Origin of the sequence: Streptomyces sp. NPDC014656, assembly GCF_043084305.1 — a bacterium.
Lineage (GTDB): Bacteria > Actinomycetota > Actinomycetes > Streptomycetales > Streptomycetaceae > Streptomyces.
The window spans coordinates 134,022-146,179 of the sequence record NZ_JBIBZN010000019.1 but is presented as its reverse complement, the minus strand read 5'-3'; the positions used below and the strand labels follow the sequence as shown (position 1 = coordinate 146,179).

The 12,158-nt window shown below is 73.2% G+C and carries 10 protein-coding genes and 1 pseudogene; 2 read left to right on the top strand and 9 right to left on the bottom strand.

Going from position 1 to position 12,158, the window contains the following annotated elements:
• Positions 1 to 190: 190 nt before the first annotated feature.
• Positions 191 to 998 (top strand): annotated as a pseudogene (locus ACF1ED_RS32870) (IS5 family transposase).
• A 14-nt stretch (positions 999 to 1,012) separates the two neighbouring features.
• On the opposite strand, the gene ACF1ED_RS32865 reads toward ACF1ED_RS32870, so the two are convergent.
• From ACF1ED_RS32865 to ACF1ED_RS32850, 4 genes are read right to left on the bottom strand one after another with little or no spacing between them, the layout of a single operon-like run.
• A complete protein-coding gene (locus tag ACF1ED_RS32865; protein WP_391766756.1) occupies positions 1,013 to 1,693 on the bottom strand; it encodes a response regulator in 681 nt (226 codons plus the stop codon).
• Positions 1,690 to 2,955 carry a sensor histidine kinase gene (locus ACF1ED_RS32860; protein ID WP_391766754.1) on the bottom strand — a complete coding sequence of 422 codons (1,266 nt, stop codon included), beginning with the start codon at positions 2,953 to 2,955 and terminating at the stop codon, positions 1,690 to 1,692. The genes ACF1ED_RS32865 and ACF1ED_RS32860 overlap by 4 nt, the downstream gene beginning before the upstream one ends.
• Before the next feature lie 30 nt (positions 2,956 to 2,985).
• Positions 2,986 to 3,768, bottom strand: a complete 783-nt coding sequence (locus tag ACF1ED_RS32855; protein WP_391766752.1) for an ABC transporter permease — start codon at positions 3,766 to 3,768, stop codon at positions 2,986 to 2,988.
• Positions 3,765 to 4,670: an ABC transporter ATP-binding protein gene (locus ACF1ED_RS32850; protein ID WP_391766750.1), complete on the bottom strand. Its 906-nt coding sequence runs from the start codon at positions 4,668 to 4,670 to the stop codon at positions 3,765 to 3,767. The genes ACF1ED_RS32855 and ACF1ED_RS32850 overlap by 4 nt, the downstream gene beginning before the upstream one ends.
• A gap of 157 nt (positions 4,671 to 4,827) precedes the next feature.
• Here ACF1ED_RS32850 and ACF1ED_RS32845 point away from each other — a divergent pair, with 157 nt between their 5' ends.
• Positions 4,828 to 5,391 (top strand): GNAT family N-acetyltransferase, encoded by a 564-nt coding sequence (locus tag ACF1ED_RS32845; RefSeq protein ID WP_391766748.1) that lies wholly within the window; start codon positions 4,828 to 4,830, stop codon positions 5,389 to 5,391.
• Between the two features lie 109 nt (positions 5,392 to 5,500).
• Here the strand turns inward: ACF1ED_RS32845 and ACF1ED_RS32840 are convergent, their stop codons facing one another.
• From ACF1ED_RS32840 to ACF1ED_RS32820, 5 genes are read right to left on the bottom strand one after another with little or no spacing between them, the layout of a single operon-like run.
• A complete protein-coding gene (locus ACF1ED_RS32840) occupies positions 5,501 to 6,982 on the bottom strand; it encodes a type VI secretion protein (RefSeq protein WP_391766746.1) in 1,482 nt (493 codons plus the stop codon).
• A 1-nt stretch (position 6,983) separates the two neighbouring features.
• Positions 6,984 to 8,381 carry an ATP-binding protein gene (locus ACF1ED_RS32835; RefSeq protein WP_391766744.1) on the bottom strand — a complete coding sequence of 466 codons (1,398 nt, stop codon included), beginning with the start codon at positions 8,379 to 8,381 and terminating at the stop codon, positions 6,984 to 6,986.
• Positions 8,382 to 8,401: 20 nt separating this feature from the next.
• Positions 8,402 to 9,955, bottom strand: a complete 1,554-nt coding sequence (locus ACF1ED_RS32830; RefSeq protein ID WP_391766742.1) for an SCO6880 family protein — start codon at positions 9,953 to 9,955, stop codon at positions 8,402 to 8,404.
• A complete protein-coding gene (locus tag ACF1ED_RS32825) occupies positions 9,952 to 11,340 on the bottom strand; it encodes a hypothetical protein (protein ID WP_391766740.1) in 1,389 nt (462 codons plus the stop codon). Before ACF1ED_RS32825 ends, ACF1ED_RS32830 begins: the two co-directional genes overlap by 4 nt.
• Positions 11,330 to 12,148 (bottom strand): hypothetical protein, encoded by an 819-nt coding sequence (locus tag ACF1ED_RS32820; RefSeq protein ID WP_391766738.1) that lies wholly within the window; start codon positions 12,146 to 12,148, stop codon positions 11,330 to 11,332. Before ACF1ED_RS32820 ends, ACF1ED_RS32825 begins: the two co-directional genes overlap by 11 nt.
• Positions 12,149 to 12,158: the final 10 nt, after the last annotated feature.

Genomic DNA, 12,158 nt, shown 5'->3' with positions numbered 1-12,158 from the left:
AGGGGGGACCCTGTGGGAGAGTAGGACGCCGCCGAACAATCATTGTGGGAAAGCCCCGCACCATCTGGTGCGGGGCTTTTCTGCGTTTCCGGGGGTTTCCCCGACATCCTCCTAAGAGCTCGTAACAGGATCTTAGTGAACGGTCCTGGTCGGCCGTGACCGGTGTGACGATTCGGCCGTTCGGGATGGTGTGAGTACCAGGCCGTGGATCGTGGACGATGACTTGTGGGCGCTGATCGAGCCGCTGCTGCCGCCCTGGCCCGAGAAGGCTCCCGGCCCGCGGCCGGTGGCGGACCGGCGGTGCCTGCAGGGCATCCTGTACGTGCTGCACAACGACATCGCCTGGCAACTGCTGCCCCTGGAGCTGGGGTTCGGCTCCGGGCAGACCTGCTGGCGGCGCCTTGAGCGGTGGCAGCAGGCGGGAGTCTTCGACCAGCTGCACCGGGTCCTGCTCGCCGAGCTGAACGCGGTGGGTGAACTGGACTGGTCCAGAGCGTGCGTCGATGGCTCCCACGTCCGCGCGAAAAAAGGGGCGCCGACACCGGTCCGTCGCCGGTCGACCGGCGGAAGACGGGCAGCAAACACCACCTGATCTGCGACGGACGCGGCACCCCGCTGAAGGTCATCACCACCGCGGCCAACGTCAACGACGTCACCCAGACCCTCGCTCTGGTCGACGGTATTCCGCCCGTCGCCGGACGACCTGGCCGGCCCCGCAGGCGTCCCGAAGCCCTGCTCGGTGACAAGGGCTACGACTCCGACCTCAACCGCCGTGCACTGCGCAAGCGCCGGATCCTGCCGGTGATCTCCCGCAGGGGTGCCCGGACATCGAGGGTCTGGGCAAGCTCCGCTACGTGGTGGAGCAGACCTTCGCTCTCCTCCACCAGTTCAAGCGCCTCGCTGTCCGTTGGGAACGTCGTACCGAACTGCACGACGCTTTCGTCTCCCTGGCCTGCGGCCTCATCTGCTGGCGACGGCTCAAGAAGCACAACTCATGATCGTGTTACGAGCTCTAAGCCGGCTTCACCAGCTGGGTGTCGTACGCCAGGATCACCGCCTGGACGCGGTCCCTCGCCCCCGTCTTCGCGAGGATGCGGCCCACGTGGGTCTTCACCGTGGACTCGGCGAGGTGGAGGCGGTCGGCGATCTCCGTGTTGGTCCAGCCCTGGCCGATGACCGTGAGGATCTCGCGCTCGCGCTCCGTGAGGCCGCTCAGACGGGAGTCCTCCCGCGGGGACGGGGCGGCGGACGCGGACTCCGGGGTCGCGGGCAGATGGTGGATGTACGTGTCCAGGAGGCGGCGGGTCAGGCTCGGGGCCACCACCGCGTCGCCCGCCGCGACCGCGCGGACGCCCGCGAGGAGTTCCTCCGGCTGGGCGTCCTTCACCAGGAAGCCGCTCGCGCCGGCGCGGAGGCCGTCGTACGCGTACTCGTCCAGGTCGAAGGTGGTGATGATGAGGACGCGGGTGCGGGCGCCCGCGGCGATGATGCGGCGGGTCGCCTCGATGCCGTCCAGGCCCGGCATGCGGATGTCCATCAGGACCACGTCCGGATGGTGTTCGGCGACCTGGCGGACGGCCTCGGTGCCGTTCGCGGCCTCCCCGACGACCGTCATGTCGTCCTGGCTCTCCAGGAGCATCCGGAAGCCGAAACGCTGCATCGGCTGGTCGTCGGCGATCAGAACCGTCGTCACGGGCGGGAATCCTCCGGAGCGGGGACGGGAACGTGAGCGGGAGGGGGAGCCGTGGGGATGCGGAGGCGGACCTGCCAGCCGGCACCCGACGGCAGGGGACCGCAGTCGAGTGTGCCGTCATAGAGGGCCGCGCGCTCGCGCATTCCGGTGAGGCCCTGTCCTTGCCCCCGGTCGGTGGTGGTGGCGGGCGGGGTGCCCGTGTCGGTGACGGTGAGGCGGACCGCGTCCCCCTCCGCCACCAGGCGGACGGTGGCCGTGGCGGCGGGGCCCGCGTGCTTGAGCGTGTTCGTCAGGGACTCCTGGACCACGCGGTAGACCGTCAGCTGGGCGCCCGGCGGCAGCGGCGGCAGGGGCGCGGGCAGTTCCGACACGACGGGCAGGCCCGCCTTGCGTACGCCTTCCAGGAGGGGTTCCAGGTCCGCCAGGGTCGGCTGGGGGGCTCGGGCGGCGGCCGGGGCGTCGTCGGGGGCGGACAGGACGCCCAGGAGGCGGCGGAGTTCGTCCAGGGCCTGGCGGCTCGTCGTACCGATGGCGTCCAGGGCCTGCGCCGCCCGCTCGGGGCTCTTCGCCGCCGCGTACCGGCCGCCGTCCGCGAGGCCCGTGATGACCGACAGGTTGTGGCCGATGATGTCGTGCATCTCCCGGGCGATCCGGGCCCGTTCGGCGGCGGCCGCCAGCCGGACCTCCTGGTCGCGCTCGATCTCCAGACGGCGCGCCCGGTCCACCAGGCTCGCGGTGTGGTCACGGCGGGAGCGGAACGTGATGCCGGCCAGGGCGACGAAGACGTACCCCCACAGGGCGGAGGTGACGTGGACGTGCCACTCCTCGCCGTCGAAGCGGAGCGCGCCGATGAGGAGCGGGGCCAGGAGCAGGGCGAAGGACCACAGGAGGCGGCGCGGCGGGCGGGCCAGCGCGATGTGGAACAGGGGGAGGGCCTGGAGGAAGCCGGCCTGGAGGAAGGCGCCGGACGCCTCGCTGACGAACGCCGCCGCCGCCATCACGGCGAGGACCGTCGTCGGCCGGCGGCGGCGCGCGTACAGGGGGAGCGAGAGGGCGAGGCTGAGGGCGACGACCATGCCGGCGGGGAGGGACGGGTCCCGGGCCACGTTCCGCCAGCCGCCCGACGCGTCCACCAGGGCCCCGACCGTCCAGAAGGCCGTGAGCGCGCCGTCCCACAGCCACGGGCGGGCCGCGTCGGCCGCCCGCACCCGGGTGATGAGCTGGTGCGCCCACCGGCTGGGGGCCGTCGTCTCCGTCGTCATCCGCCCATCCTCCTCATCCGGCCGTCATCCTCATACGTCCCGGCGGCGGAGCAACACCGCGGGCACCGCGAGCGCCGCCGCCGCCCACAGCGCCAGGGCCAGCAGCGCGGCCCCCGCCGACGGCGCGCCCGGCAGCGGTGACGCGGAGCCGAGGACCCCGGCCGCCTGGGTGGGGAAGTACCGCAGCGCGGTGTCGACGGCGTCGTACGGGAGCATCCCGACGACCTCCGGGAGGACGAGGACGCCGCCGATGAACGCGCCGAGCGCACCGGGCACGGAGCGGAGGGCGGCGCCGAGCCCGAGGGCGAGCAGCGACAGCAGGGCGAGGCCGGCGGCGTTGCCGGCGAGGGCGGCGAGGACGCCGTCGTCGGTGAGGGAGGCGGCCTGGTCGGTGTCGTCGAGGAAGACCTGGGCCGTGAGGAAGGCCGCCAGGTTGGTGAGGAGGCTCAGGACGAGGACGGTGGCGCCGAGGACCGCGGCCTTCGCGCCCAGTACCGGCAGACGGCCGGGGACGGCGGTGAAGGTCGCGCGGGCGAGGCCGGAGGAGTACTCGCCCGCGGTGACGAGGATGCCGAGGACGGCGAGGCAGATGCCGCCCAGCTGCGAGCCGTAGAGGGTCAGGACGACGACGTCGACGTCGGAGTCCCCGCCGCCCGAGGTGTAGGTGCCGCCCATCAGGAGGGCGACACCGAGGACGAGCGCGACCGCCGACAGGATGGTGATCCAGGTGGAGCGGACCGTCCACAGCTTGTGCCACTCGGAGCGCAGGACGCGCGGGAGGCCGACCCCGTACGGGGCGGGGGTGGTGGTCATGCCGCTGCTCCCTGGTACTCGACGGAGTCGTGGGTGAGGTCCATGAACGCCTGCTCCAGGGAGGCGGTCTCGGGGGTGAGGGCGTGGAGTTCGACGGCGTGGGCGGCGGCGATCCGGCCGATCGCCGGGGCGTCCGGGCCGGTGACCCGGAGGGTGTCCGGGGCCTCGGCGGTGGCGTGGGCGTCCGGCGGGAGGAGGGCGCGCAGGCGGTCGGCGTCGGGGGTGACGACGAGGACGGAGGCCGCGCCCGCGTCCCGTACGAGGTCCGTGACGGTGGTGTCGGCGAGCAGCCGGCCCCGCCCGATGACGACGAGCCGGTCGGCGGTCAGCGCCATCTCGCTCATCAGGTGCGAGGAGACGAGGACCGTACGGCCTTCGGCGGCGAGGGAGGTGAGGAGGGTGCGGACCCAGCGGACGCCCTCCGGGTCCAGGCCGTTGACGGGCTCGTCGAGGACGACGGCGGCGGGGTCGCCGAGGAGGGCGGCGGCGATGCCGAGGCGCTGGCCCATGCCGAGGGAGAAGCCCTTCACCCGGCGGCCCGCGGCGTCCGCGAGGCCCGTGACGCCGAGGACGTGCTCGACGCGGGACCGGGGGATGCCGTGGGTGTGGGCCAGGGCCATCAGGTGGTGGAAGGCGGTGCGGCCCGGGTGGAAGGAGCGGGCGTCGAGGAGCGCGCCGACCTGGGTGAGGGGCGCCGGGTGGGAGGCGTAGGAGCGGCCGCCGACGGTGGCGGTGCCGTGGGTGGGGGAGTCGAGGCCGAGGACCATGCGCAGGGTGGTGGACTTGCCGGCGCCGTTGGGGCCGAGGAAGCCGGTGACGGTGCCGGGGTGGACGGTGAAGGAGAGGTCGCGGACGACGGTCCGCTCGCCGTACCGCTTGGTGAGTCGCTCTGCTCGGATCATGGTGCCGACGCTACGGAGCGGGCGGGGCGCGGGCGTCCGACCGTGGTCGGCAGCCGCGCGGGCGGTGTCGTACCGGGGTACGACGGGGCGGCCCCGAGCGCGGCGCCGAGCCGGCAATTCCCTTGTGGGGCACGGCGGCGGCGAGTGAGGATGCCGCATGAACCTCGAGATCCGTCCCGTCCGTGCCGACGAGTGGGAGAAGGCGCGCGAGCTGCGGCTCGCCGCGCTGCTGGACCCCGTCGCGCACCTCGCCTTCCTGGAGACCCACGAGGACGCGGTGGCGCGCCCCGACGACTTCTGGCGGGGGCGGACGGCCGCCGCCGCGCCGACCGGTGACGGGCGGGTGCGGCAGTTCGTCGCCGAGGCGCCGGACGGGCGCTGGCTGGGCACGGTGACGGCGCTGGTCGAGCGGCCGACGGACGACGGCGTGCGGTTCGGGGAGGTCGCGAAGGTCGACCAGACGCACCTGGTCGGCGTGTTCGTGCGGCCGGAGGCGCGCGGGACCGGCGTGATCGACGCGCTGTTCCGGACGGCCGTGGAGTGGTCGTGGACCGTCGAGGGCATCCGGCGGGTGCGGCTCTACGTCCACGAGGAGAACGCCAGGGCCGCCGCCTTCTACCGGCGGTACGGCTTCGTCGCCTCGGGCGAGCGGGTGCCGATGCCTGGTGGCGCGGGCGCGTACGAGGACGAGTACGAGCTGCTGAGGCCGGCGGGGGTGTAGCCGGTTCCGGGGGGGAGGAGGAGGCTGGCGGGGCCCGGGCGGCCGGGATCCCCGGGGCCCCCGGGGCCCCCGGGTCCCCGGGGGCCCCGGGGACGTCCTGGGCTTTCGCTCAGGGGCTGAGGGTGTGTTCCGGCCAGCGGGTGCGGGACTGTTCGGGGGAGCGCATCAGGGCGAGGGTGGGGAGGCCCTGGCGGGGGCCGTCGGCGAGGAGGTGGGGGAGCTGCGGGAGGGGGGCCACCGCGGCGATGTCGTCGAGGACGAGGGTGAGTGGTGGGTCGAGCCGACCGTCGGATGACCGTGCGGCCATGCGGCGGCCGTGCTCGACCACGTGCGACGCGAGCGCGGTGAGGAGGGGCATCGCGCCCGGGTGGGTGCGCGGGTCCTCGATCGGTTCACCCACCACGTAGAGGGTGCCCCCTTCGGCGAGGAAAGATGCCAGGGCCAGCGAATCCGTTCGATTCGGGGTGCAGGCCTCGCGGATGTGGACCGAGGAGAAGGCCGAGAAGGCACGGGCCGTCAGTTCCTGGGCCGTGCGCCGGGTGTCGGGGTGGGCGGTGAGTGCCGCTTCGAGCAGGCCGGCCAGCCCGGAGGCGGCCTTCGGGTGGCCGCGGAGGATGCGTACCGGCTCGTGGGCGTCGGTGCCCTGGGCCCAGCGGTGGACCTGGCGGAAGGGGCGGCGGTCCACGGCGGCGGCGTGCAGCCAGCAGCGCAGGAGCGTTTCCGCCGTGGTGGCGGTGGCCGCGTCGAGCCGGGCGTGCGGGCGGACCGGTGCGAGCAGGGCGGCGGCGCGGGCCTGGGCGGTGTCCGGGTCGGCGCAGCCCTCGGCGGGGGACCAGTGGAGGCGGGCCGGGGTGTCGCAGAGGTGGCCGGGGTCGTAGACGAGGACCGGTCCGAGCTTGCCGCGCACGTCCTTGGTGCCGGCCCAGACGGTGGGGTCGGAGGTGACGACCAGGACCGGGCCGTCGGCGTCGGCGATCGCCTGGACGGCCAGGGGGCGGCGGGCGTCCGGCGGGCCGTAGACGGTGCCGGGGGGCTGGGAGGGGGGCGGGGTCGGGGGTGGGGCCGGGGTGGGCTCCGGTCGCCGTTCCGGTTCCGGTTCTCCGGGGGCGGTCTTCTGTATCGGTACGGGGGCGGGCTCGGGGGCGGGTTCCCGCGCGGGGGCCGGGGCCGGGTCGCGTACCGGAACCGGCGCCGGTGCCGGCTCCGGTGTGGGCTTGGCGTACGTGCCCGCGCGGCGGTGGGCGCGGACCGCGCGCCAGCGGGCGAAGGTGCCGAGGAGGAAGACGGCGAGGACGGCGAGGACCATCGCCTGGCCGATGACCAGGCCCCAGAAGAGGCCGTAGCCGGACAGCCGGCCGGGCGGGGTGGCCGGCCAGGCGGCGGGGAGGTCGGTGGGGGCGGCCGCGAGGGAGCGGAGGGCCTGCGGGGTGTTGGCGAGCTCCACCCCGTCCGGCCAGGCGCCGTGCGCGAGGAACGCGGACAGGCCGGTCGCGGACCAGACGAGCAGGGCCAGGCCGAGGATCAGGGCGAAGAGCCCGACCAGGAACCCGTCCGAGACGCCGCCGCCCTGCCTCTGCCGTGCCTCCGTCACGTCACGCCACCGTCGACTGCGAGCTGTCGTCCATCTGGCGTTCCATCATCAGCGCGCGCTGTTCGGTCTCCCACTCCAGGTCGGGGTCGGCGGGGCCGGAGGACTCGGTCATGGCGCGGTCGGTGTAGACGAGGGGGCGTTCGCGTTCGGTGATGAGGTGTTTGACGACCTGCACGTTGCCGTTGACGTCCCAGACGGCGATGCCGGGGGTGAGGGTCGGGATGATCTCGACGGCCCAGCGGGGCAGGCCGAGGACCCCGCCGGTGTGGCGGGCCTCGTCGGCCTTCTGGGCGTAGACGGTCCGGGTGGAGGCCATCTTGAGGATCGCCGCCGCTTCCTTGGCGGCCGCGCCGTCGACGACGTCGGAGAGGTGGTGGACGACCGCGACGAAGGAGAGGCCGAGGCGGCGGCCGAACTTGAGCAGGCGCTGGAACAGCTGGGCCACGAAGGGGCTGTTGATGATGTGCCAGGCCTCCTCGACGAGGAAGATGCGCTTCTTCCGGTCGGGGCGGATCCAGGTGTGTTCCAGCCACACGCCGACGATCGCCATGAGGATGGGCATGGCGATGGAGTTGCGGTCGATGTGGGAGAGGTCGAAGACGATCAGGGGCGCGTCGAGGTCGATGCCGACCGTGGTCGGGCCGTCGAACATGCCGCGCAGGTCGCCGTCGACGAGCCGGTCGAGCACCAGGGCGACGTCGAGGCCCCAGGCCCGTACGTCGTCTATGTCGACGTTCATCGCCTCGGCCGACTCGGCCTCGGGATGGCGCAGGCGCTCGACGATGTCGGTGAGGATCGGCTGCCGGTCGGTGACGTGCTCGTTGACGTGGGCGTGGGCGACCTTGAGGGCGAAGCCGGCGCGCTCGTCGAGGCCGTGGCCCATCGCCACCTCGATGATGGTGCGCAGCAGGGCGAGCTGGCCGGTGGTGGTGATGGCGGGGTCGAGCGGGTTGAGGCGGATCCCGGCGTCGTTGGCGACCATGGGGTCCAGGCGGATGGGGGTTATCCCCAGCTCCTGGGCGATGAGGTTCCACTCGCCGACGCCGTCCTCGCCCTGGGCGTCGAGGACGACGACCTGCCGGTCGCGGAAGCGGAGCTGGCGGAGCACGTACGTCTTCTCCAGCGCGGACTTGCCGTTGCCGGATTCGCCGAGGACGAGCCAGTGGGGGGCGGGGAGTTGCTGTCCGTACAGCTGGAAGGGGTCGTAGACGTAGCCCTTGCCGCTGTAGACCTCGCGGCCGATGATCACGCCGGAGTCGCCGAGGCCGGGGGCGGCGGTCGGCAGGTAGACGGCCTGGGCCTGGCCGGTGGAGGTGCGGACGGGCAGGCGGGTGGTCTCCACCTTCCCGAGGACGAAGGAGGTGAAGGCTTCGGTGAGGACGGACAGCGGATCTCGCATCGGTCGGTGCCCCTTCGGCCTTAGCGGCGGATGCCGGTCGCGAACGGCAGGGTGTTCACAAAGGCCCGGTGGTGCTCGCGGTCGCACCACTCCAGCTTGAGGTACGACTTGCCGGCGGAGGCCCTGATCGTGCGCTTGTCGCGGGCCAGGGCCTCGGGCGAGCGCGCCGATACGGTGATGTACCCGACGAGGTTGACGCCTGCCGCGCCGCTGGCGAGATCTTCACCCCGCTGGTCGAGCCGGCCGTGGGCGGCGATGTCGCGCGGGTCGATCGTGCGGTTCATCTTGGCCTGGCGGGAGGCCTCGGCCTCGTCGTTGGTCTTCTCGGTGAGCATGCGCTCGATGGCGACCTCGGTGGGTTCCAGGTCCATGGTGACGGCGACGGTGCGGATGACGTCGGGGGTGTGGACGAGGAGCGGGGCGAGGAAGTTCACGCCGACCGGGGTCATCGGCCACTCCTTGACCCAGGCGGTGGCGTGGCACCAGGGGGCGCGGGTGGAGGACTCGCGGGTCTTGGCCTGGAGGTAGGTGGCCTCCATGGCGTCGAGTTCGGCGGGCCAAGCGTTTCGTTTCGTCATGGCCTGGATGTGGTCGATCGGGTGGTCCGGGTCGTACATGGAGTGGACCAGGGAGGCGAGCCGGGACTGGCCGAGGGGCTGGCGGACCCGGATGTCGGCCTCGGTGAGGCGGGCGCAGATGTCGGTGAGCTCGCGGGCCATGACGACGGCGAGGCCGCCGTCGCGGTCGAGGCGGCGGGCGCCGGTGGCGTGCCGGGTGGCGTGGGCCATGGCGTTGGCCTCGGCGGCGAGGTCGCGGGTGTAGTGCATGCAGGCGACGAGGTAGGCGCGGTGCTGCTCGCTGGAGGTGGAGACCATGGACTGGAGCTGGTCGTACGACTCCTGGAGCCAGCCGGGCGCGGTCGGGTCGCCGCGCTGGGCGACGTCCTTGGCGTGGGCGTCGGGGTCGGCGGGGAGGGTGCGGGCGAGCATCTGGAGGCGGGTGACGAAGCCGTCGCCGTTGGCCACGTGCTTGAGGAGGGTGCCGAAGCGGTCGACCAGGGCCTCCTGGTCCTCGGAGTCGCGCAGGCCGACGCCGGGGCCCTCGATCTCGATGGCGGCGGTGACGGTGCGGCGGTCCGCGTGGAGGAGGACGGCGATCTCGTCGGGGCCGAAGGGGGCGGCGAGCCAGCTGACGCGGCCGATGCCGGGCGGCGGGCCGACCTCGACCTCGCGGCCGTCGAGGCGGGTGCCGGCCTCGACGGCGGTGGAGCGGTAGGCGGTGCCGCGCTTGAGCATCCGCTTGTAGCTGCGGTTGATCTCGAACCACTTGTAGAACGTGCGCTGCTTGTACGGGAGGTACACGGCGGCGATGGCGAGCATGGGCAGGCCGGCGAGGAGCGCGATCCGCAGCGGGAGGAGGGGGACGAGGAGTCCGCTCATCATGCCCAGGAAGGCGCCGACGACGATCATGGCGATCTCGCCGGTCTCGCGGTTCTTGCCGACGATCGCGTTCGGCCGGGCGCGGCCGATGAGATACGTGCGGCGGGGCGTGACCGGCTGGGACTGGGTCGTCAACGCCCTGCACCTCCTGCTCCTGTGTTCTTGCGGTTGCTGTGCGGGGTGCCCGCGGTGGGGCTGCTGTTGCGGGGCGGGGGCGTGGCGCCGCCGCCCTGGGGGGTGCGGCTGCTGTGGGCGGCGACGCCGCCGGAGAGCTGGTTCGCGGGGCGGGGGGTGGCGGAGGAGGAGGCCTGGCCGCCGCCGGAGCCGCTGTCGCGGGTGCTGTGGGTCTTGATGCCCTGGGAGACGAGGGAGGCGGGGGAGGAGATGACGGCGGCGGCCGCGTTCTCGCCGGCGCGGTGGAGGCGGTTGTTGCGGGAGGCGACGATCTCGTCGCCGAAGCCGGGGACGAAGCGGTAGATCATCGCGGAGGAGAAGATGGCGAGCAGGATGATCGCGAGGCCGGAGACGACGGCCGAGAAGGAGTCGGGGCCGGTGCCGGAGGAGAGGGCGCCGGCGAGGCCGAGGACGATCACGATGACCGGCTTGACCAGGATGACGGCGATCATGATGCCGGCCCAGCGGCGGACGTGGCCCCACATGTTCTTGTCGACGAGGCCGGAGTAGACGACGACGCCGAGGAGGGCGCCGACGTAGAGGAGCACGGCGCGGAGGAAGAGCTCCAGGTAGAGGACGCCGGCGGCGAGGACGGTGACCAGGCTGACGATGATCAGCATGATCGGTCCGCCGCTGATCGAGTCGCCCTTCTGGAGGGCCTGCTTGAACGCGCCGAAGAACACGTCGGTCTGCTGGCCGGTGCCGGAGGCGATGACCTCGGTGATGGCGTCGGTGGCGTTGACGACGGTGTAGAGGATCAGCGGGGTGAAGGCGGAGGCGAGGACGGTCAGCCAGAGGAAGCCGACGGCCTCGGAGAGCGCGGTGGTGAGCGGCACGCCGCGCATGGCGCGCTTGGCGACGGCGAGCAGCCAGAGGAGGACGGTGAGGAAGGTGGCGGCGGCGAACACGACGGCGTAGCGGCCGAGGAACTCGGTGTTCGTGAAGTCGACCTCGGCGGTCTCCTTCACCGCCTTGGAGAGGTAGTCGATGACGGCCACGGCGGCGTCGGCGCAGCCGCGGGCGAGGGAGGTGAGGGGGTCGAGGGCGGAGGCGGGGTCCGAGGGGTCGCTGCCGCCGGTGTTGGACCCGCCTCCGGGCCGGCTGCTTTCGCAGAGTTCCCTGGCCTGGCCGACGATGAGACCGCAGTCGCTGTTGGTGGGGGTCGGCGAGGGCGTGGGCACCGAAGGGCTGCCGGTCGGACTCGGTCCGGTCGGTGTGGGGGTGGGGTCCGCGTGCGCGGTGCCGGCGAGGAGCACGGGCGCGGCGAGGGCAGCGGCGAGGAGGGGCGCGGCGAGCGCACCGGCGCGCACGGCAGCACGGCCCGCGAGGCTTCGGCTAGCGGGCATAGGTGAACCCTCCGTACTGTTCGACGGCTTCGGCGATCTCGCCGGCGACGGAGGCGCGGTTGTCGCCGTTGACCGGGGTCGGGCCCTCGGTCTGACTGGAGGAGGAGATCCGCCAGTCCCCTCCGCTCCACACGAGCTTCTGGGTGAGGGTGAACCAGTTGGAGGTGACGGGCCTGGTGGAACCTTCGCCCGCCAGGCCGACGAGTCCGGTGGACCAGACCTCGACGGTGGCCGTGTCCTCTCCGTACTCCTTGATCTTCGTGCCGACCGGGACGGTGCGGGAGACGAAGGTGAGGCCGCTGGGTGCGTTGCCGTTGCTCTCCAGGCCCAGGCTCGCCATGAGCTCGGGCGAGTACGAGGCGTCGAGGCGCTTCAGGAGGTCGTCGACGACCTCGGGGGCGTACACCGCCCGGACGATGGCTTCGCGGGGGCCCTTCTGGAACATGTCCGTGGAGCCGAGGGCCACGGCGTAGTTGGCGGCGGCTGACTGGGCGCCCTGTTCGTCGTGGGCGTGGCCGGTGGGGACGGTGCCGTTGGTGCCGGTGACCGGGCGGGTGCCGGTGGGGGCGGTGGCGGCCTTGCCGGGGGTGGTGGTGGAGGGGGACGCGTCCGACGGTTCGCCGCCGCGGTTGGCGAGGGCGATGGCGGCGACGAGCAGCACGACGACGCCCACGCCCATGAGGAGGGAGCGGGAGCCGCGGGCGGGGCGTCGGGTGCCGCCGTGGACGTCACCGGTGTTGCCCTCGGGCAGGCGGGTACGGGTCTGGCCCGAGCCGCCGTAGCCGTCGTGCTCGTCGCCGGGACTCATGCCGGGTACG